21 protein-coding genes are annotated in these 19,689 nt (G+C 73.2%); 13 read left to right on the top strand and 8 right to left on the bottom strand.

The window, feature by feature from the left end; translation table 11 throughout:
* Window positions 1-36: 36 nt before the first annotated feature.
* Entirely contained in the window at window positions 37-1,572 is a 1,536-nt protein-coding gene (locus IMZ35_RS01645) for a DEAD/DEAH box helicase (RefSeq protein WP_199439051.1), read from the bottom strand.
* A 497-nt stretch (window positions 1,573-2,069) separates the two neighbouring features.
* Between IMZ35_RS01645 and IMZ35_RS01640 the strand changes: the two genes are divergently transcribed.
* Window positions 2,070-2,678: a TetR/AcrR family transcriptional regulator gene (locus IMZ35_RS01640; RefSeq protein ID WP_199439050.1), complete on the top strand. Its 609-nt coding sequence runs from the start codon at window positions 2,070-2,072 to the stop codon at window positions 2,676-2,678.
* Here IMZ35_RS01640 and IMZ35_RS01635 read toward each other — a convergent pair.
* Window positions 2,641-3,606: a serine protein kinase RIO gene (locus tag IMZ35_RS01635; RefSeq protein WP_199439049.1), complete on the bottom strand. Its 966-nt coding sequence runs from the start codon at window positions 3,604-3,606 to the stop codon at window positions 2,641-2,643. The two genes, IMZ35_RS01640 and IMZ35_RS01635, sit on opposite strands and share 38 nt — an antisense overlap.
* 229 nt (window positions 3,607-3,835) lie before the next feature.
* Window positions 3,836-4,579, bottom strand: coding sequence for a peroxide stress protein YaaA (gene yaaA, locus IMZ35_RS01630; protein ID WP_199439048.1), 744 nt, complete (start codon window positions 4,577-4,579; stop codon window positions 3,836-3,838).
* Window positions 4,580-4,648: 69 nt separating this feature from the next.
* On the opposite strand from yaaA, the gene IMZ35_RS01625 reads away from it, so the two are divergent.
* The 3 genes from IMZ35_RS01625 to IMZ35_RS01615 all read left to right on the top strand — a co-directional run bounded on the left by IMZ35_RS01625 (window position 4,649) and on the right by IMZ35_RS01615 (window position 8,113).
* The gene (locus IMZ35_RS01625; RefSeq protein WP_199439047.1) at window positions 4,649-5,611 is read left to right on the top strand and encodes a GNAT family N-acetyltransferase; all 963 of its coding nucleotides are present in this window, start codon (window positions 4,649-4,651) and stop codon (window positions 5,609-5,611) included.
* 114 nt (window positions 5,612-5,725) lie between these two features.
* Complete coding sequence (locus IMZ35_RS01620; protein WP_199439046.1) at window positions 5,726-7,474, top strand: proline--tRNA ligase; 1,749 nt, start codon at window positions 5,726-5,728, stop codon at window positions 7,472-7,474.
* Between the two features lie 69 nt (window positions 7,475-7,543).
* Entirely contained in the window at window positions 7,544-8,113 is a 570-nt protein-coding gene (locus IMZ35_RS01615) for a hypothetical protein (protein WP_199439045.1), read from the top strand.
* Here the strand turns inward: IMZ35_RS01615 and IMZ35_RS01610 are convergent.
* The 3 genes from IMZ35_RS01610 to IMZ35_RS01600 form a co-directional block, all read right to left on the bottom strand.
* Window positions 8,110-8,820 carry an HAD family hydrolase gene (locus IMZ35_RS01610; protein WP_199439044.1) on the bottom strand — a complete coding sequence of 237 codons (711 nt, stop codon included), beginning with the start codon at window positions 8,818-8,820 and terminating at the stop codon, window positions 8,110-8,112. The genes IMZ35_RS01615 and IMZ35_RS01610 overlap by 4 nt on opposite strands.
* The gene (locus IMZ35_RS01605; protein ID WP_199439043.1) at window positions 8,817-9,557 is read right to left on the bottom strand and encodes a DUF8017 domain-containing protein; all 741 of its coding nucleotides are present in this window, start codon (window positions 9,555-9,557) and stop codon (window positions 8,817-8,819) included. The genes IMZ35_RS01610 and IMZ35_RS01605 overlap by 4 nt, the downstream gene beginning before the upstream one ends.
* A 112-nt stretch (window positions 9,558-9,669) precedes the next feature.
* Complete coding sequence (locus IMZ35_RS01600) at window positions 9,670-10,077, bottom strand: YjbQ family protein (RefSeq protein ID WP_199439042.1); 408 nt, start codon at window positions 10,075-10,077, stop codon at window positions 9,670-9,672.
* Window positions 10,078-10,161: 84 nt separating this feature from the next.
* Between IMZ35_RS01600 and IMZ35_RS01595 the strand changes: the two genes are divergently transcribed.
* Genes IMZ35_RS01595 through IMZ35_RS01585 form a run of 3 tightly spaced genes read left to right on the top strand, consistent with a single transcriptional unit; the run spans window position 10,162 to window position 12,487 of the window.
* Complete coding sequence (locus IMZ35_RS01595) at window positions 10,162-10,632, top strand: DUF4442 domain-containing protein (RefSeq protein ID WP_307867652.1); 471 nt, start codon at window positions 10,162-10,164, stop codon at window positions 10,630-10,632.
* A 7-nt stretch (window positions 10,633-10,639) separates the two neighbouring features.
* Window positions 10,640-11,668, top strand: a complete 1,029-nt coding sequence (locus IMZ35_RS01590) for an aminotransferase class V-fold PLP-dependent enzyme (RefSeq protein WP_199439041.1) — start codon at window positions 10,640-10,642, stop codon at window positions 11,666-11,668.
* Window positions 11,669-11,692: 24 nt separating this feature from the next.
* A complete protein-coding gene (locus IMZ35_RS01585; protein WP_199439040.1) occupies window positions 11,693-12,487 on the top strand; it encodes a hypothetical protein in 795 nt (264 codons plus the stop codon).
* A 4-nt stretch (window positions 12,488-12,491) separates the two neighbouring features.
* Here the strand turns inward: IMZ35_RS01585 and IMZ35_RS01580 are convergent, their stop codons facing one another.
* Together IMZ35_RS01580 and IMZ35_RS01575 are read right to left on the bottom strand one after the other, a co-directional pair.
* The gene (locus tag IMZ35_RS01580) at window positions 12,492-12,926 is read right to left on the bottom strand and encodes a ferritin-like domain-containing protein (protein WP_199439039.1); all 435 of its coding nucleotides are present in this window, start codon (window positions 12,924-12,926) and stop codon (window positions 12,492-12,494) included.
* A complete protein-coding gene (locus IMZ35_RS01575; protein ID WP_307867651.1) occupies window positions 12,923-13,411 on the bottom strand; it encodes a hypothetical protein in 489 nt (162 codons plus the stop codon). The genes IMZ35_RS01580 and IMZ35_RS01575 overlap by 4 nt, the downstream gene beginning before the upstream one ends.
* 182 nt (window positions 13,412-13,593) lie before the next feature.
* Between IMZ35_RS01575 and rimP the strand changes: the two genes are divergently transcribed.
* From rimP to rbfA, 6 genes are all read left to right on the top strand, one after another.
* Window positions 13,594-14,127: a ribosome maturation factor RimP gene (rimP, locus tag IMZ35_RS01570; protein WP_199439038.1), complete on the top strand. Its 534-nt coding sequence runs from the start codon at window positions 13,594-13,596 to the stop codon at window positions 14,125-14,127.
* Complete coding sequence (gene nusA / locus IMZ35_RS01565) at window positions 14,124-15,146, top strand: transcription termination factor NusA (RefSeq protein ID WP_199439037.1); 1,023 nt, start codon at window positions 14,124-14,126, stop codon at window positions 15,144-15,146. The genes rimP and nusA overlap by 4 nt, the downstream gene beginning before the upstream one ends.
* Before the next feature lie 97 nt (window positions 15,147-15,243).
* Window positions 15,244-15,519, top strand: a complete 276-nt coding sequence (locus IMZ35_RS01560) for a YlxR family protein (RefSeq protein WP_229369238.1) — start codon at window positions 15,244-15,246, stop codon at window positions 15,517-15,519.
* Window positions 15,520-15,610: 91 nt separating this feature from the next.
* On the top strand, window positions 15,611-18,736 hold the full coding sequence (gene infB / locus IMZ35_RS01555) for a translation initiation factor IF-2 (protein WP_199439035.1): 3,126 nt from the start codon (window positions 15,611-15,613) through the stop codon (window positions 18,734-18,736).
* Between the two features lie 109 nt (window positions 18,737-18,845).
* The gene (locus IMZ35_RS01550; RefSeq protein WP_199439034.1) at window positions 18,846-19,142 is read left to right on the top strand and encodes a DUF503 domain-containing protein; all 297 of its coding nucleotides are present in this window, start codon (window positions 18,846-18,848) and stop codon (window positions 19,140-19,142) included.
* A gap of 26 nt (window positions 19,143-19,168) precedes the next feature.
* Window positions 19,169-19,663: a 30S ribosome-binding factor RbfA gene (gene rbfA / locus IMZ35_RS01545; RefSeq protein WP_199439033.1), complete on the top strand. Its 495-nt coding sequence runs from the start codon at window positions 19,169-19,171 to the stop codon at window positions 19,661-19,663.
* Window positions 19,664-19,689: the final 26 nt, after the last annotated feature.

The following is a 19,689-nucleotide window of genomic DNA, read 5'->3' as shown; positions in this document are numbered from 1 at the left end:
TCCGCGGACGGAGGGGGCCTTCGCGTGATCAGCGGATCAGTACTGCGCGGCCGGGCGGCGCGGACGCCCACCGGCGGACGCGGTGCGCTCGGGCCGGCCGAAGCCGGTGCGACCGCCCTCGGAGCGTTCGCCACCGCGACCGCGGCCACCGCGGAACTCGGAGCGAACGGCACCGGTGCCACCGGCGCCGAAGGCGCGGCGGGGAGCACCGCGGCGCGGGGCGCGCACGGAGATCTCCGGCTCCGCCAGCGGCTCGCCGCTGGGGATGCGGGCGCCGGTGATGCGGATCAGGTCCACGTCGCCGGGGCGGACCCTGGTCGACTCGGGCTTGATGCCCGCGCGGGCGGTGAGGCCCTGCACGGAACGGCGCTGGTCGTGCGTGACCATCGTGACGACCACACCGGCCTGGCCGGCGCGGGCGGTGCGACCGGCCCGGTGCAGGTAGTCCTTCGAGTCCGCGGGCGGGTCGACGTGGACCACGAGGCTGACGTCGTCGACGTGGATGCCGCGAGCGGCGACGTCGGTGGCGATCAGCACGGGGGTCGTCCCGTCGCGGAACTCGCCGAGCACCCTGGTGCGAGCGCTCTGCGCCTTGCCGCCGTGCAGCGCGCCGGCGGCGACACCGACCGAGCGGAGCTTCTTGGCGAGACGGTCCACGTGGTGCTTCGTCCGCACGAACATGATCGTGCGGCCGTCGCGGGCGGCGACCTCGGTGATGACGTTCTGCTTGTCCTCGGCGGAGACCAGCAGCAGGTGGTGCTCCATGGTGGTGACGCTGCCGGTGGGCGGCGCGACCGAGTGGGTCACCGGGTTGTGCAGGTACTGGCGCACCAGCTTGTCCACGTCGCCGTCGAGCGTCGCGGAGAACAGCAGGCGCTGCCCGTCCTGGGGGGTGAGGTCGAGGATGGCGCGGACCTGGGGCATGAAGCCCATGTCCGCCATCTGGTCGGCCTCGTCCAGGGCGGTGAACATGACCTCGGACAGGTCGCAGGTGCCCTGGCGGACGTGGTCCGACAGGCGACCGGGGGTGGCGATCAGCAGGTCGACGCCACGGCGCAGCGCGTCGATCTGACGCGGGAACGACGTGCCGCCGACGACCGTGCGGCACCACAGGCCGAGCGCGCGGGCGTACGGGTTGAGCGCCGTCTCCACCTGCATCGCCAGCTCGCGGGTGGGAACGAGGATGAGCGCGCGCGGCGTGAGCGGCTTGGCCCTGCCACCCGCGAGGCGGGACAGCAGCGCGAGACCGAACGCCAGCGTCTTGCCCGAGCCGGTCTGGCCCCGGCCGAGGACGTCCCGGCCCGCGAGGGCGTCGGGCAGCGTGGCGGCCTGGATGGGGAACGGCGCGTCGATGCCCGCGGCGGTGAGCGCGCGGACCAGTTCGTCGGCGAGCCCCAGCTCGGCGAACGAGGGGAGAGGACCTTCCGGCATCGTGCTCTCGACGTGGTCGGCGACGGTGGAAGGGGCCGACTCGGAGAACTGAGAACGGCCGTTGCCCTGGCCTGAGCGGCGGTTGCGCGGCTTGCGGAACTGCGAGGAACGCTCGGTGTGGCCGTAGGACGTGGGTGGCAAAACAAACCTCCGGGACACGGCACGTCTCGGGGATGCTCCGCAGTGAATCAAGCGGGTCGCGGCGCCGATCGCAAGGACGAGCCCGGCGCTGGACGCGCCGATTGTGGTTGGGAGCACCGTCGATGACCGACCCGAGGTGGTCTGAGGGCGTACGAACTCAGGTGTACGCCGATTTCGTGGTGCAGGAGAAAGCTTAGCCGATCACGCCGTCGAACGACGAACGGAACCGTCGCAGCGCCGTCGAACCGCTTCAACGCGCCGCGCCGGACGCCCGGATCGGTGAAGTTTCACCTGGTCGTGGCATCCGTGTGGCGCTTTGCCGGTGCGTGGCGTGTTCTAGCGCACAGCGGAGTGTGTCATCAGGTGGAACGTCGTGGGGCCATCCGCCACGCCGAGCACCGGCAACCGGCCCACTGCGGAGCTGAAGCCCAGGTAGCTTCCGAGTCGACTACGGAAACCGCAACGCAACATTACATTCTGTAACGGAATACGAGTAGATGAGCACGAGTGGCGCAAGAGGACGTCCCCGCAGCGCTGAGGTCGATCGAGCGCTCGCGGCGGCGACGATGGAACTGCTGGCCGAGGTCGGCTTCGACGCTCTCACCGTCGACGCCGTCGCCGCGCGCGCCGGCGTGAGCAGACCGACGGTGTACCGGCGCTTCCCGTCCAAGGTGCACCTGGTGACGCAGGTCCTGCTCCAGGCGGCGGTGCCACCACCGCTGCCGAGGACCGGCAGCGCGCGCGAGGACCTGCGCGAGTTCGTCGAGCTCGTGGTCACCGGGCTGGTGGGCTCCTCGCTCGGCTGGGCGGTGCTCGCGGTCACCGCGGAGGCCCGGCGCGACCCGGAGCTGGGGGACCAGCTCTACGAGCGGTTCATCGCCACCCGCCACGCCCAGATCGACGAGATCGTCGAGCGGGGCGTGGCGGGCGGCGAGCTGCGGACCGACCTCCACGCCGACGTCGTGCGCGACCTCGTGGTCGGCCCGCTGGTCTACCACTGGTTCGCGACCGGCGAGCCGATGCCCGCCGATCGCGTCGACCAGCTCTTCGAGGTGCTCTGGCCGGTGCTCAGCTCAGACCGGCAGAGTCCAGCAGCAGCCGGGTGACCTCCAGCGGGTCCGCCTCGTCGGCGGGCAGCCCGCGGGAGGTGAACCACGCCGCCGCGTTCCGCACGTCCCGCTCCAGGAACTCGGGGCCGCGCGGGTTCGCCACGAGGTCCACCACCTGGGGCAGGTCGATCAGGACGAGGCGCCCCTCGTGGACCATGAGGTTGAACGCCGACAGGTCGCCGTGGACCAGCCCCGCTCCCGCGAGGACCGTCAGCGCGTCCACGAGCTGACACCACAGCCCGGCCAGCTCGTCGCGCTCCGGACGCAGTTGCGCGAGCCTCGGCGCGGCCGTGCCGTCGTCGTCGCCGACGAACTCCAGCAGCAGCTCCGTGCCCGCGCGCTGCACGGGGTAGGGGACGGGTGCGCCCAGCAGCCACAGCCTGCTCAGCGCCGCGAACTCGGCCACCGCCCACTGCTCGGCGATGAGGTTGCGGCCGAACGAGCTGCGGGTGGACATCGCCCGCATCTCGCGGGACCGCCGCATCCGCCGCCCCTCCAGGTACCCGGCGTCCCGGTGGAACAGCCGGTGGTCGCCGCTGCGGTAGCGCTTCGCCGCCAGCAGGCAGGACCGGTCGGTGCCCGGCATCGCCCGCCGGAGCAGGTGGACGTCGGCCTCCTTGCCGGTCTTCAGGACGCCCAGCTCGTGGTCGACCGCGGCCAGGTCGGTGACGAGCCACGCCGGGCGCGGCGCGGGGCCGTGGTCGGCGTCGCCCCACGTCGACCAGCGGTCGCCGTCCGGCGGGACGTCGGCCTCGCTGAGCGAGTCCTCGCGCACGCGGGCCAGCCGTGCCCGCTCCTCGTGGGTGAGCCGCCCGCGCCGGGTCGGCTCCAGGTCGTCGTGCTCCCGGCGCCCGCGGCGCGCGGCTCGTCCGCCGCGCCGGTCGTGGACGTCGTCGTGCTCGATGTGGTCCTCGTGCTCGCGCACTGGTGGTTCTCCTCGAACGATGAGGTGAGCCGCCCGCGCGGGGACGCCGGTGATCGGCGTGCTGGGATCGGTGGTGCGATCAGCCGCGCGGAGCGGGTGGACGGGTCGGCGCCACGTCCCGGACAGCTGTGGACATCGGGCACCTCCTCCGATCCACCGGCGTCACGCACCGGCTGCGTCTGCGACGAGCACGAGAGTGGCGCACGCCGCACGGGCGCGCAACCGGTTTTCAGGCGTGCGTCACCAGGTCGAGCGAACGCTCCCCGGTCGGCTCCAGCCGCAGGCCCGCCCGCGAGGCGAGCCGCACCAGCCCGGCGACGTCCGACGGCTCGGCGCGGGAGGCCGCCACCGCGCGGGCCAGCAGGCCCTTGTGCGCCTTGTTGAAGTGGCTCACGGCCTTGCGCCGCCCCGAGCCGTCCTCCGAGACCACCCGCACCACGACGGCCGACGGCACCCGCGCCAGCGCCGAGTACGCGCCGGAGCGCAGGTCCACCACCAGCTCGTCCAGGCCGGTGAGCACCGGTTCCAGCGCGGGCCGCCACAGCGTGCCCAGCGGGCCGATCGCGGGAACGGCGCTGCCGCCGGAGAGCCGGTACGCCGGGATCGGGTCGCCGCCGCGCACGACGCCGAACAGCGCCGAGGCCACCGCGAGGCTCCGCTCGGCGCGCGCCCGCTGCGCGCGGGTCAGCGTCCGCACGTCCAGCGCGTCGTAGAGGACGCCGGTGTAGCGGGCGAGCGCGGGCGTCGTGGGGGAGGAGCGCAGCTCGGCGTTGCGGGTCACCTCGGCGGCCTGCCGCTGCGACAGCTCCAGCGCCCGCAGGCTCGCCGGGACGTCGGCGGCCAGCTCGACCAGAGCGGCCAGCAGCTTCTCCCGCACGGGGGTCAGCTCGGGGAACGACAGGGCGTCGACGTCCAGCGGCGCACCCGTGCCGCCGGTGGCCTTGGTCTCCGACGGGGGAAGCAGCACCAGCACCTGCTCAGGGTATTTCAGCGCCCCGAAATCCGGTCGAGCGGTGGCCGGCGTGCGCGTAGCTTCTCCGTGGTGGAGCTGACCCGGCGAGCCCTGTCCCCGGCCGACGTCCCCGCGCTCACGGCGCTGATGGCCGCGGTGGAGGCGGTGGACCGCACCGGGGAGCACCACTCGGCCGACGACGTCGCCGACCTGCTCACCGACCCCGAGCTGGACCTCGCCGACGGCACGGTCGGCGTGTGGGACGGGGACCTGCTCGTCGCGTTCGGGATCGTGCGCACCCGCCGGGCCGCGACGGTCGAGCACCGGGTGTGGCTGCGGGGTGCGGTCCACCCCCGCCACCGCCGCGCCGGGATGGGCACCGCCCTCCTGGACCGGCTCGTGCGGAGCGCCGCGCTGCTGCACGGACGCCTGCACGGCGACATGCCGCTGGTGTTGGACGTGACGGCGGCCGAGCACCGCGAGGACGCGATCGCGCTCGTGCGCCGCGCGGGGTTCACGCCGCAGCGCTGGTTCTTCGACATGCGCACCGGCCTGCCGCACCCGCCGGCGCCGGTGGCGGAACCGGACGGGTACCGGTTCGTGCCGTACTCCCGCGACCGCGACGAGGAGGTGCGGCTGGTGCGCAACGCCGCGTTCGCCGACCACTGGGGCACCGCCGACGCGACACCCGTGGGCTGGGCGCAGCACTACACCGGCGGGGCGTCGTTCGAACCGGACCTGTCCCCGCTGGCGCTCGACGCCGCTGGCGCGGTCGTCGGCTTCGTGCTGAGCAGGCACTTCGAGGCCGACACGATCGCCAGGGGCGTGCGCGAGCTGTGGATCGCCGACGTGGGCACCCTGCGCGCGCACCGGGGCAGGGGCGTCGCCTCCGCGCTGCTGAACCGCGCGATGACCGACGCCTTCGCCCGCGGCTTCCGCAGCGCGGGCCTGGGGGTGGACGCCACCAACCCCACCGGCGCGCTCGGTGTCTACGAGCGCGCCGGGTTCACCGTCGACACCCGCTGGGTGACGCACTCGCTGCCCGTGCGGTGACGTGCCGCGACGGCCCCGGCCGAACCGCCACCAGGTGGAACTGCGAGGACGCCGTTCACTACGCTGCTCGCACGCTCGGACAACCCGTGCCTTTCGCCACGAGGAGCACTCACCGTGATCACCAGGATGTCGTCGCTGTTCCTGCGCACCTTGCGCGAGGATCCGGCCGACGCCGAAGTGCCCAGCCACAAGCTGCTGGTCCGCGCCGGCTACGTCCGCCGCGTCGCGCCGGGCGGGTACTCCTGGCTGCCGCTCGGTCTGCGGGTGCTGCGGAACGTCGAGCGGGTCGTGCGCGAGGAGATGGACGCGTTCGGCGCGCAGGAGATCCAGTTCCCCGCGCTGCTGCCGAAGGAGCCCTACGAGGCGACGAACAGGTGGACCGAGTACGGCCCCAACCTGTTCCGGCTCAAGGACCGCCGCGGCGCCGACTACCTCCTCGGCCCGACCCACGAGGAGCTGTTCGCCCTCACCGTGAAGGGCGAGTACAGCTCGTACAAGGACTACCCGGTCACGCTGTACCAGGTCCAGACGAAGTACCGGGACGAGGCGCGTCCCCGCGCCGGCATCCTGCGCGGCCGCGAGTTCGTCATGAAGGACTCGTACTCCTTCGACCTGACCGACGAGGGCCTGGCCAAGTCCTACCAGGACCACCGCGACGCCTACGTCCGCATCTTCGACCGGCTCGGGCTGGAGTACGTCATCGTCTCCGCCACCTCCGGCGCGATGGGCGGGTCGGCGTCGGAGGAGTTCCTCGCGGTCGCCGAGACCGGTGAGGACACGTTCGTGCGCAGCACGGAGTCCGACTACGCCGCGAACGTCGAGGCCGTGACGACGATCGCGCCGCCGGAGCAGTCGATCGAGGACAAGCCGGAGGCGCAGGTCCACCGCACGCCGGGCACCCCCACGATCGAGACGCTCGTGGACTTCCTCAACGCCGCCGGGCTGGGCCGCACCTTCACCGCCGCGGACACGCTGAAGAACGTCCTGGTGAAGACCCGCGAGCCCGGCGAGAAGGAGTGGACGCTGCTGGCCGTCGGCCTGCCCGGCGACCGCGAGGTGGACTTCAAGCGGCTGGAGGCGGCCGTCGAGCCCGCCGAGGTCGAGCTGCTGACCGAGACCGACTTCGCCCGCAACGCCTTCCTGGTCAAGGGCTACATCGGACCGGGCGCGCTGCTGGCCAACGGCGTGCGCTACCTCGTCGACCCCCGCGTGGTGCGGGGCACGGCCTGGGTGACCGGCGCGGACGAGGCCGAGCACCACGTGGTCGACCTCGTCGCGGGCCGCGACTTCACCCCGGACGGCGTCATCGACGTCGCCGAGGTCCGCGAGGGCGACCCGTCGCCCGACGGCCGCGGCACGCTGGTCGCGGCGCGCGGCATCGAGATCGGCCACATCTTCCAGCTCGGCCGCAAGTACGCCGACGCGTTCTCCCTCGACGCCCTCGGCCCGGACAGCAGGCCGGTGCGCATCACGATGGGCTCCTACGGCATCGGCGTGTCCCGGCTCGTCGCGGTCATCGCGGAGCAGAGCCACGACGACCGCGGCCTGATCTGGCCCCGCAACGTGGCCCCCGCCGACGTGCACGTGGTCGTCGCGGGCAAGGACGACGCGCTGCTCGCCGGTGGCGAGAAGATCGCCGCCGAGCTGCACGAGGCCGGTCTGCGGGTCCTGCTGGACGACCGCAGGGCCAGCCCCGGCGTGAAGTTCAAGGACGCCGAGCTGGTCGGCGTGCCGACGATCCTGGTCGTGGGCCGCGGCCTGGCCGACGGCACGGTCGAGGTGAAGGACCGCCGTTCCGGCGACCGCGAGGAGATCGCGGTCGCCGACGTGGTGCCGCACCTGCTGGGCGTGGTCCGCTCCTGACGTCCGCCCGAACCCGCGCGACGGCCGCCGAGCCCGGTGGCCGTCCGCGCGCCGTGGGAGGCTGCCGCGATGATCGGTGCGTGGACCGTGCCGGGGTTCCTCCGGTGGTGGTACGGCGAACCGGACCTGGCGGGGGCGCGACCCGCCGCCGCGCTGCCCGGTGCGCTGCTGGACCTGCACGAGGCCCTGTCGCGGCACTCGGTGGCGCACGACGGGCTGCTCGCCCCGAGGGACGTCCGCGCGGACGACGGCGTGCTCGTGTTCTGGGTCGAGCGCCGCGGCCTCTACGAGTGGGGCGCGGGCCCGGACGGCCTGGTGCGCCGGCGGACCGCCCTGCGGGGTGAGCCGTGGCACCGCACGGGAGCGCCGCTGGCGGAGTTCCTGGTGTCGCTGCTCGTGCACGAGGCGGTCGTCGGCGCGCGGTACCGCGCGTACGCCGACGACCTGTCGCCCGGCCGCCGGGACCTGCTGCTCGACCCGCTGCGCCCGCTGCCGCTGCCCGGCCCCACCGCGGGCTCCCGGCTCTACGCCGGTGAGCACCTGCTGGCGTTGGCGGGCGAGCGGGGCGGCACGTCGTGGGTGCACCTGGCCGCCCGGCGGCCCGGCGACCTCCAGTACCTCGAAGCGGTGCTGGGTTAGCGCGCCGCGAGGAGCGCGTCCACCACCGCCGCGGTGTCGGACAGGTCCTCCAGCACCACGTGCGCGCCCGCCTCGCGCAGTTCGCCGGTCGAGCTGCGGCCGGTCGCCACGCCCACCGCGACCGCGCCGTGGTGCAGGGCCGCCGCGACGTCGTGCGGGGTGTCGCCCACGACGACCACCGAGTCCGGCGGGAAGCGTTCGCCGTGCTTGGCCGCGGCGAGGCGGACCGCCTCGGTGACCAGGTCGGGACGGTGCTCGGACAGCACGCCGTAGCCGCCGATGGTGAGGTCGACGTGGCGGTCCAGGCCGAAGGCCGCCAGCTTGTACCGCGCGATCTCCACGAGGTTGCCGGTGACGACGCTCTGCACGACGCCGTCCTGCGCGGCCAGCGCCGCCAGCACCTCCGCCGAACCGGGCAGCGCGCGCCCGTGCTCGGCGAGCCCGCCGTGCTCCCGCAGCGCCACCTCGGCCAGCGCCTCGTGCATCGCCGTGATCGTCTCGTCGGTCACGGCGACGCCGTGCGTCGTGAGCAGGTCCGTCGTGATGGCCCGCTCGGTGCGGCCCGCGAACGACGGGGTGTGCACCAGGTCGACCCCGGTGACGGTGCTCAGCGCCTCCCGGTACCAGGTGCCGCCGACGCCCCGCAGGTCCACGAGCGTGAGGTCGACGTCCCACAGCACGAGCGTGCGGGACCGCCGCGCGCTCACGCGAGCCGCACGCTGTCGAGGATGCGCTCCGCCTCGTCGTCGGTGGGGCCGTCCGCCGAGTGCGGTCCGCCCTGCGCGACGTTGAGGGTCACGACGGCCGTGCCGGAGGCGTGCGGCAGCGCGACGACCGTGACGAGGCCCTTCGGCGGGTGGCAGGCGCTCACGGCGGTCGGCGTCACCTCGACGTCGGCCCGCACGCCGGTGACGCCGTCGCGGGTGATCGTGCTGATCTTCGGCTGCCCGGCGGACGGGCGGTTGCCGTCCACCGAGTAGGAGTCCACGGCGATCGAGGTCGCCACCGCCACGGCCACGGCCTTCGGGTCGGCCGTCGTGCTGGTGCCGGACCCGGCGTACGCCTGCACGAGCTTCTCGCCCCGGCACTCGAACGTGCCGGTCTTCATCAGCTCGCCCAGTTCGACCTGGCTCGCCGAGACCGTGCCGGACTGGGAGATCCAGGTGGGCGGCACCTCGTAGACGATCTTGCTGCTGTCGCCGCGGATCTCCTGCCAGTCCTCGGCCGGATCGGCGTTCGACGTCGAGGCCGGGGTGGGCGACGGCGCGCCGCCCGCCTCCGCGTCGCCGCGCGAGATCAGCACGGCCGCCACGACACCGCCGACGACGAGCACGACCAGGCCGATCACGCCGAGGGCGAGCCAGAGCGGACGTCTGCCGCGCGGGGGCTTCTGCTGGGGGGCTTGGTACATCCCGAAGCCCTGGTACTGAGACGGGTAGGACAACGCCACTCCTGGGGTCACTCCTGGGACGGCCCGCCGCGGTGTCCACCACCCGGTCGAGTTCCGGCGCAACCGTACCGCGTGGCACCGTCGGCAGGGCCGTGACCTCGATCTTCTATCCGGGCAGGAAGCTCAGCCGGACCCGGCGGACCGGGTTGTCGACGTTGGTGTCCACCAGGCAGACCGACTGCCACGTGCCCAGCGCGAGGACGCCGCCGAGCACGGGGATCGTCGCGTACGGCGGGACCAGGGCGGGCAGCACGTGGTCGCGGCCGTGGCCCGGCGTGCCGTGCCGGTGGCGCCACCGGCCGTCGGCGGGCAGCAGGTCGCGCAGCGCGGCGAGCAGGTCGTCGTCGCTGCCCGCGCCGGTCTCCAGCACGGCGATCCCGGCGGTGGCGTGCGGCACCCAGACGTTGAGCAGCCCGTCGCCGTCGACGGCGTCGAGGAAGCGGGCGCAGTCGCCGGTCAGGTCGTGGACGACCTCGGTGGAGCCGGTGCGGATCTCGATCTCTTCGGTGAGCACCCGTCCACGGTAGGCGCGCGGCGCGGTGTGGTGGTGACCACGCGGAGTTACTCGCCAGTAGCCCCTCTTGCGACACTGCTGGACGTGTCCGCCTCGCGCCTCCGCCTGCTGATGAACCTGTGGCCGCCGTTCCTGTTCGCCGGGATCCGCGTGCTGGAGATGTCCGACGACCACCGCTTCGCCCGCGTGCGCCTGCGGCTGCGGCCGTGGAACCGCAACTACGTCGGCACCCACTTCGGCGGATCGCTGTTCGCGATGACCGACCCGTTCTGGATGCTGCTGGTGCTGCGGAACGTCGGCCGCGGGCACCTCGTGTGGGACCGCGCCGCCGAGATCGAGTTCGTGCGGCCCGGCCGCGGCACCGTCACCGCCGAGTTCCGGCTCACCGACGAGCACCTCGCCGACATCCGCGAGCGCACCGCCGGGGGCGACAAGGCGCTGGTGTGGTTCGACACGGACGTGCTCGCCGAGGACGGCTCCGTCGTGGCCCGCGTGCGCAAGCAGGTCTACGTCCGCCGGAAGAGGGTGGACGGGGAGGGGGTCGGCACTGTGTGATCGACGGGTGCGCGAACACCTCGGTCAGCGGTTCGACGTCCCCACCGGCTACCTCAACACCGCCAGCATCGGCGTTCCTCCCGCCGCGGCGGCCGCGGCGGTCCGCGACAGCGTGCAGCGCTGGGCCGCCGGCACCGACCGGCCCGGCGACTTCGACGAGCACGTGGCCACGGCCCGCGCGGCCTTCGCCCGGCTCGTCGGCGTGCCCGCCGACGCGGTCGCCCAGGGCTCCACGGCCGCCCAGTTCGTCGGCCTCGTCGCCGCGAGCGTCCCGGACGGCACCCGCGTGCTCGTCCCGGCGCGCGAGTTCACCAGCGCGACGTTCCCGTTCGCCGCGCAGGCCCACCGCGGCGTGACCGTCACCGAGGTGGAGCTGACCGAGCTGCCCTCGCGGGTCGAGGGGCACGACCTCGTGGTCACCAGCGTCGTGCAGTCCGCCGACGGCCGGATCGCCGACCTCGACGCGCTGCGGGACGCCGCCTCCGCCGCCGGGGCGCGGGTCCTGCTCGACGCGACCCAGGCGGCCGGCTGGACGCCGCTCGCGCTGGACTGGGCCCACTGGGTGGTGGCCGCCGGGTACAAGTGGCTCCTCGCTCCCCGCGGCGCGGCCTGGATGGCGTGCCGTCCCGAGGTGCTGGAGACGACCGTCCCGCAGACCGCGAACTGGTACGCCGGGCAGGACGTCTGGTCGTCGGTCTACGGCCTGCCGCTGCGGCTCGCCGGGAACGCGCGGCGGTTCGACACCTCCCCGGTGTGGTTCTCGCAGGTGGGCGCGGCCCACTCGCTGAACTGGCTCGCGTCGCTGGACCTCGCGGGGGTGCGCGACCACTGCGTCCGGCTGGCCGACGCCGTCCTGACCGGCCTCGGCCTGCCGCCGGCGGGGTCCGCGATCGTGTCGCTCGACCTCGGTGAGCGGGCCGGACGACTGGCCGCCGCTGGCGTGGTCAGCAGCCAGCGCGCCGGGCGGACCCGCCTCGCCTTCCACCTCTACAACACCGACGAGGACGTGGACCTGGTGCTCGAAGCGCTCCGCTGAGGAGCGTCCGTTACCGTGAGTGCCGTGTCGGTTCCCCACGAGTCGCCCGAAGAGGTGACGCAGCGGATTCCCCGCGTCCCGGCGGGCCCGTCCAGCACCGCGCATATGCCGCCGGTCGACATCGGGCAGTTCTCGCCCGCTCCCGGCCAGCCGCAGTACGGCTGGGGACAGCAGCAGTACCCGCCACCGCCACCGCCGCAGCAGGACCAGCGGCCGGGTGGCGGCAGGCGCGGCCTGGTCGTCAAGGGGATCGGCCTGCTCGGCGTGGCGGTGCTCTCCGGGCTGCTGTACCTGGCCCTCAAGCCGACCACCACGCCGCAGGACCTGAGCACGCCGCAGAAGACCGTCCCCGAGGGCGAGTTCGAGTTCGCGGTGTCCGCCTCCGTGCCGGAGCCGCGGCACGACACCGACTGCGCCGCCAACGCCTACACCAAGACCCAGGAGTACCTGCGCGCCAAGCCCTGCGAGGAGCTGATCCGCGCGCTCTACACGACCACCACCGACGACGGCCGCAAGGTCTACACGTCGATCTCGATCGTGAAGATGAAGACCGTCGAGGACGCCGTGGGGCTGAAGAACCTCACCACCCAGGACGACACCGGCAACGTCAACGACCTGATCAAGCAGGGGGTCGCGTCGGTGCCGGGCCTGACGACGCTCGGCAACGGCGGCTACGCCTCGCAGCAGGTCGACCGCGAGGTCGTGATCATCGAGTCGGACGCCGTGCAGCACGTCCCCGACGAGCCGACCCACAACGCCCTGATGAAGCGCATCAGCAACGACGCCTTCCGGCTCACCGCCGAGATGAAGGCGGAGTAGCGCGTCAGGACGTGCCGGGCAGCGCCACCGCCACCGGCGTGATGCCGCCGGTCTTGCGCCACCGGGTCGCCCGCACGGCCGACTCGGTCAGCGCGTCGAGCGCCGAGCGGCGCAGGTCGGTGTCGTCGGTGCGCTCCAGGACCCCGTGCCACGCCCGGCACGCGTCGGCCTCGACCGCGACGAGAGCGGCGATCGACGACGCCGCGTCGGTCACCGGCTCCGGCGGCAGGTAGGCGGCCGCGGGCGGCTGCGGCTCGGCGCCCGCGTCGCGCAGCAGCCGCGCGGTGGTGTCGCGACGCGCCCGGTGCGCGTTCGCGCCCCGCGTCGTCGCGTCGGCGTCGCTGACGAAGGCGCTGACCAGGCCGTAGGTCCAGACGGCAGCGTGCTCGGCCGCCAGGGCCGTCTGCGTGGCGGCCACTGCTTCGGGGGAGAGCGTCACGCGAGTACCTCCGCGAGGCAGGCGCACCCGGCGACGACCGCGCCGACCAGGCCGGACCGGTGGGTGGGCAGGTCGGGCAGGAGTTCGGTGCCGCGCCGCTGCGCCGCGGCCAGCGCGTCGGCGAGCAGCGCCACCGCCGAGCCGGCGTCGGCCGGGGGCGCGACCGGCTGCGAGGACGGAGCCCCGGACGGCGACCGCGCCGCGGACGACGGGGTGGTCCGCGCCCGCTCGACCTCGGCGGCCAGCCGCTGCGCGTGCTCACCGCGGTTGGCCGCGACGACGTCGGCGCCCAGACCGGGGAACGACGCGGCGACGGCGGCCGCGAGCGCGGCGTCGACGCGGGCCTGCTCCGCCAGCTCGGCCAGCGGGTCGGGCTCCGGCGGCGAGGTCTCCTTCGTGGTGCACGCCACCACGAGGGGCCCGGCCGCGGCGGCGAGCAGCACGCCACGACGGCTGAGCTGCGGACCACGGGAAGAGGGGATCACGGCGTGTCATCCTGCCAGGCGGTCCGAGGCCGCCGGATCGGCCCGCCGCGGTCGGCGGCGGCGGTGAGCGCCCCGCGAACGAGATACTCTGGGCGACCACGACCGGCGAGTGCAGCGTCGGCCGGGGTTCTCGTGCCCGAGAACGGATGTGGACTGCACCCGAGGACCAGGGGAGTGACTACGTGTCCAGCCCGCCGCGCGGAGAGCTTGCCGCGCAGCTAGAACCCGTCGTGCAGGAGGCGGTCGGGGCCATCGGCCTCGACCTCGAACTGCTCGACGTGCATCAGGCTGGGCGTCGCCGGCTGGTGAAGGTGGTCGTCGACGGCGAGGACGGCATCGGCCTGGACGAGGTGGCCGTGGCCAGTCGCGCGGTGTCCGCCGCGCTCGACGCCAACGAGCACCTCCTGGCCGGCCCCTACACGCTGGAGGTCACCTCGCCGGGGGCGGACCGGCCGCTGACCAGGCCGAGGCACTGGCGGCGCGCCAGGCAGCGCCTCGTCAAGGTCAAGCAGCCGGACGCGGTCGAGTTCTTCGGCCGCGTCGGGCAGGCCGACGAGACCGGTGTCGTGCTCCTCGTCAAGGGAGAGCTGCGCCGGATCGAGTACGGCGACGTCGAGCGCGCCGTCGTGGAGATCGAGTTCAAGCAGCCGTCCGCGGACGAGCTCGCCCTGCTGGAGCAGGGCACTGGAGAGGGAACGGAGGAGGGGTCGAGGTGAACGTCGACATCGCCGCGCTTCGGGCGATCGAGCGGGACAAGGACATCCCCTTCGAGACCGTGCTCGACGCGATTGAAACCGCGCTGCTCACGGCGTACAAGCACACAGAGGGACACTTCCCGCACTCGCGGGTCGAGATCGACCGCAAGTCCGGCTCCGTGCGCGTCCTGGCGCAGGAGCTCGGACCGGACGGCAGCGTGGCCGACGAGTGGGACGACACGCCGGAGGGCTTCGGGCGCATCGCCGCCACGACGGCCCGCCAGGTCATCCTCCAGCGGCTGCGCGACGCCGAGCACGAGCGCACCTTCGGCGAGTTCTCGGCCAAGGAGGGCGAGATCATCGCCGGTGTCGTGCAGCGCGACGCGCGGGCCAACGCCCGCGGCATGGTCGTGGTGCAGGTCGGCGACACCGAGGGCGTGCTGCCCCCGGCCGAGCAGGTGCCCGGCGAGACCTACGTGCACGGCGAGCGCGTGAAGTGCTACGTCGTCGGGGTCTCCCGCGGCGCGCGCGGTCCGCAGATCACCCTGTCCCGGACGCACCCGAACCTCGTGCGCAGGCTCTTCGCGCTGGAGGTCCCGGAGATCGCGGACGGCACCGTGGAGATCCCCGCGGTGGCACGTGAGGCAGGTCACCGTTCGAAGATCGCGGTCAAGTCGACCGTGCCGGGGGTGAACGCCAAGGGCGCGTGCATCGGGCCGATGGGAGCCCGCGTGCGCAACGTCATGAGCGAGCTGGCCGGTGAGAAGATCGACATCATCGACCACTCCGACGACCCGGCCACGTTCGTCGGGAACGCCCTCTCGCCTGCGAAGGTCGTGTCCGTGAGGGTGCTCGACGAGCGGGCCAAGACGGCCCGTGTCGTGGTGCCCGACTTCCAGCTGTCGCTGGCGATCGGCAAGGAGGGGCAGAACGCCCGACTGGCCGCTCGGCTGACCGGATGGCGCATCGACATCCGCAGCGACGCCGAGGCCGGAGGGGCCGCTCCAGCGGGTGCGGCGACATCCGGTTCGGCTGATTGAGGATCAGGAGATAGACTACTCAGTGGTTCAACGTCGGGGATCGGTTCTCGCGCACGACGGCCCAGTTCGTACGTGCATAGGATGCCGCGCTCGGGCGTTGCCCTCCGAGCTGCTGCGCGTGGTGGTGCTGAACGGGACGGCCGTCCCCGACGCACGGCGCAGGTTGCCGGGACGGGGTGCGTGGTTGCACCTCGACCCGGACTGCCTGCGCAGCGCCGAGCGGCGTCGGGCGTTGCCGAGGGCGCTTCGCGCTCCGACGACGCTCGACGTGTCCGCCGTGGTGCGCCACTTCGAGCAGTTCGCTCACGAGAGCCCGGTCGCAGGAACGCCCCGCGGCCAGCAGGAATCAAGGAAGCAGGTCGACCCGTCATGAGTCAGCCGTGAAGCTGAAGCCATGAACGCGCGACGTTAGGACGAGGTCGACGGGACTTGCCCGCCGGCCTCATCACCCGATGAGGAGAGCAGTGGCAGGCAAGGCCCGCGTGCACGAGCTCGCGAAGGAGCTCGGAGTCACGAGCAAGGAAGTGCTCACGAAGCTCGCCGACCAGGGCGAGTACGTGAAGTCGGCGTCGTCGACCGTCGAGGCCCCCGTGGCCCGCCGGTTGAGGGACGCGTACACCAAGAACGAGTCCAAGCCGAAGCCGGGCGGCGCCCGTCCGGGTCCGCCGAAGCCGGCCGCCCCGGCGCAGCAGTCCGGTGGTTCCCCGGAGAACAGGCCGCAGGAGAACAGGCCCGCCGCTCCGGGCAGGCCTGGCCCCGTGCCCGGCCGTCCCGGCCCGATGCCCGGCCCGCGTCCGGCGGCCCCCAAGCCGCCCGCGCCCAAGCAGGAGACGGCTCCCGCCCCGCAGCCCGCCGCACCCGCGGCTCAGGCTCCGGCGGCTCCCGCCGCCCCCGCACCCGCTGCCCAGGCTCCGGCGGCTCCCGCCGCGCAGCCGCAGCAGCAGGCTCCGGCCGCTGCGGCCCCCAGGGCCCCGCAGGCGTCGAGGCCCGCAGGTCCCCGTCCGGGTCCGCGCGCTCCCCAGCCGCAGGCCCCGGCGGCGCAGAACACCCAGCCGGCTCAGCAGGGTCCCTCCGTGGTCCCGCCGAAGCCGCAGTCGCCGAAGCCGCAGGGCCCCCGCGCCCCGCGTCCCGGCAACAACCCGTTCGGTGTCGGCGGCGGCGCTCCCGCCCCGCGTCCGTCCGGTCCGCGCCCCGGTCCCGGTGGCGCTCCCGGTGGTGCCCCCGGCGGCAACCAGGGCGAGCGCGGCAACGCGCCCAAGCCCGGTGACAGCCGTCCGGCCGGTCCCCGTCCCGGCGGTTCCGCCGGTTCCGGTGGTCCGCGCCCGAACCCCGGCAGCATGCCTCCTCGCCCGAACCCCGGCATGATGCCCGGCCGCCCGGCCGGTCCTCGTCCCGGCGGCGGTGGCGGTCGTCCCGGCCCCGGTGGCGGCGCTGGTCGTCCCGGTGGTGCCGGTGGCGGCGCTGGTCGTCCCGGTGGCGGCGGTGGCGGTGGCTTCCGTCCCGGTGGTGCCGGTGGCGGCGGTGGCGGTGGCTTCCGTCCCGGTGGTGCCGGTGGCGGCGGTGGCGGTGGCGGTGGCTTCCGTCCCGGTGGCGGCGGTGGCGCTCCCGCCGGTGGCGGCGGTTTCCGCGGTCGTCCCGGTGGCGGCGGCGGTGCCGGTCGCGGTGGCACGGCTGGTGCCTTCGGTCGTCCGGGTGGTCCGGCGCGTCGTGGACGCAAGTCCAAGCGGCAGAAGCGCCAGGAGTACATGGACAACATGCAGGCGCCCTCGGTCGGTGGCGTCCGCCTGCCCAAGGGCAGCGGCGAGACGATCCGCCTGCCGCGCGGTGCCTCGCTGACCGACTTCGCGGACAAGATCAACGCCAACCCGGCGTCGCTGGTCCAGGTGCTGTTCCACCTCGGTGAGATGGTCACCGCGACCCAGTCGGTCTCGGACGAGGTCCTCGAGCTGCTCGGCTCGGAGATGAACTACAACGTGCAGGTCGTGTCCCCCGAGGAGGAGGACCGCGAGCTGCTCGGGACGTTCGACATCACCTACGGCGACGACGCCGGTGGCGAGGACGACCTCCAGATCCGTCCGCCGGTCGTCACCGTCATGGGTCACGTCGACCACGGAAAGACGCGCCTGCTCGACACGATCCGCAAGGCGAAGGTCGCCGAGGGCGAGGCCGGTGGCATCACCCAGCACATCGGTGCCTACCAGGTGCGGACCGAGCTCGAGGGCAACGAGCGGCTCATCACCTTCATCGACACCCCCGGTCACGAGGCGTTCACCGCCATGCGTGCTCGCGGTGCGAACTCGACCGACATCGCGGTGATCGTGGTGGCGGCCGACGACGGCGTCATGCCGCAGACGGTGGAGGCGATCAACCACGCCCAGGCGGCCGGTGCGCCGATCGTGGTCGCGGTGAACAAGATCGACAAGGAGGGGGCCAACCCCGCCAAGATCCGCCAGCAGCTCACCGAGTACAACCTGGTCGCCGAGGAGTACGGCGGCGACACGATGTTCGTCGACATCTCCGCCAAGCAGGGCATCAACATCGACGGTCTGCTGGAAGCGATCCTGCTGACGGCCGACGCGTCCCTCGACCTGCGGGCGAACCCGGAGATGGAGGCGCAGGGCGTCGCGATCGAGGCTCACCTGGACCGCGGTCGCGGTCCGGTCGCCACGGTCCTCGTCCAGCGCGGAACGCTCCGGGTCGGCGACTCGATCGTCGCCGGTGCCGCCTACGGCCGCGTGCGCCGCATGGTGGACGAGCACGGCGACGACGTCATCGAGGCGACCCCGTCGCGGCCGGTGCAGGTCATCGGTCTGACGTCGGTGCCGGGTGCCGGTGACACGTTCCTGGTCGTGGACGAGGACCGGGTGGCCAGGCAGATCGCCGAGCGCCGCCAGGCCCGCAACCGCAACGCCATGAACGCGTCGAAGCGCAAGCGGGTCAGCCTGGAGGACCTGGACGCGGCTCTGAAGGAGACCAGCCAGCTCAACCTGATCATCAAGGGCGACAACTCGGGTACCGTCGAGGCACTCGAGGACGCGCTCATGAAGATCGAGGTCGGCGACGACGTCGAGCTGCGGGTCATCCACCGGGGCGTCGGTGGCATCACCGAGGGCGACATCAACCTCGCCATCGCGGACAACGTGATCGTGCTCGGCTTCAACGTCCGCGCGGAGGGCAAGGCCACCGAGCTGGCCAACCGCGAGGGCATCGACGTCCGGTACTACACGGTCATCTACCAGGCGATCGACGAGATCGAGCAGGCCCTGAAGGGCATGCTCAAGCCGGAGTACGAAGAGGTTCAGCTGGGCCGCGCGGAGATCCGCGACGTGTTCAAGTCCTCCAAGGTCGGCACGATCGCGGGTTGCATGGTCCTGTCCGGCGAGATCCGCCGCAACGCGCGTGCTCGCCTGATCCGCGACGGCAAGGTCGTCGCGGAGAACCTCCCGATCAGCTCGCTGAAGAGGTTCAAGGACGACGCCACCGAGGTCCGCGAGGGCTTCGAGTGCGGTCTGACGCTCGGCAACTACAGCGATCTCAAGGTCGAGGACGTCATCGAGACCTTCGAGATGCGCGAGAAGCCGCGCGGCTGATCTCGGCGGGAAGTTGAGTTCGGGGCCGTCCTCGTGGCGGCCCCGAACTCGTCGTGCACCCCGGTGTCACCGGGGTGACCACCACAACGCTCGTTCCACGGTGATGCCTGTGTACGTAGGTGCCCTGGAGCTGGACGTGCTGCTCGGCGACGTCCACTCCCTGAAGGAGAAGCGGTCGGTGGTGAGGCCCGTCGTGGCCGAGCTCCGCCGCAAGTTCGAGGTCTCCGCGGCCGAGGCGGGTCATCTCGACCTGCACCGCCGCGCGCTCATCGGGGTGGCGGTGGTCGCGCCGGACGCGACGCACGTCCGAGAGGTGATGGACGCCGCCGAACGGCTGGTGGTCGGTCGCCCCGAGTTGGAACTGCTCTCGGCCAGGCACCGCCTGCTGGGACCAGAGGACGAATAGCTCGACATCGACACTAGGAGGGCGTCGTGGTCGACCAGGCCCGCGCGCGCAAGCTCGCCAAGCGGATCTCGCAGATCGTCGCTTCCGCGATCGAACACGAGGTCAAGGACCCGAGGCTCAACTTCGTCACCATCACCGACACCAGGGTGACCGGTGACCTGCACGACGCGACCGTGTACTACACCGTGCTCGGCGCGAAGATCGACGTCGAACCGGACTTCGCGGGTGCGGCCGCGGCGCTGGAGAGCGCCAAGGGCGTGCTGCGCAGCACGGTCGGCGCGCAGACCGGTGTGCGGTTCACGCCGACGCTGACGTTCGTCACCGACACCGTGCCCGACGAGGCCCGGCGCATGGAGGAGCTGCTGGCGAAGGCCCGCGAGGCCGACGCCGAGGTGGCCCGCATCGCGCACGGCGCCGAGCCGGCCGGTGACCCGGACCCGTACCGGGCTCCGCGCGAGGACGACGAGGACGAGGACGACGCCGAGGACTCGGCGGACGTCCGCGAGGACTCCCGCGGGTAGCGGTTCCCGCACGGCCGAACCCGGAC

This window comes from Umezawaea beigongshangensis (assembly GCF_016464305.1).
Taxonomy (GTDB): domain Bacteria; phylum Actinomycetota; class Actinomycetes; order Mycobacteriales; family Pseudonocardiaceae; genus Umezawaea_A; species Umezawaea_A beigongshangensis.
Note: the sequence above shows the minus strand (reverse complement) of the source record. Positions and strands in the feature narration are given on the sequence as shown.

Excerpts from the sequence above, each read along its gene's own strand:
- IMZ35_RS01640 (WP_199439050.1), top strand. The coding sequence starts at position 2,070 with ATGAGCACGAGTGGCGCAAGAGGACGTCCCCGCAGCGCTGAGGTCGAT.
- IMZ35_RS01615 (WP_199439045.1), top strand. The coding sequence starts at position 7,544 with ATGATCGGTGCGTGGACCGTGCCGGGGTTCCTCCGGTGGTGGTACGGC.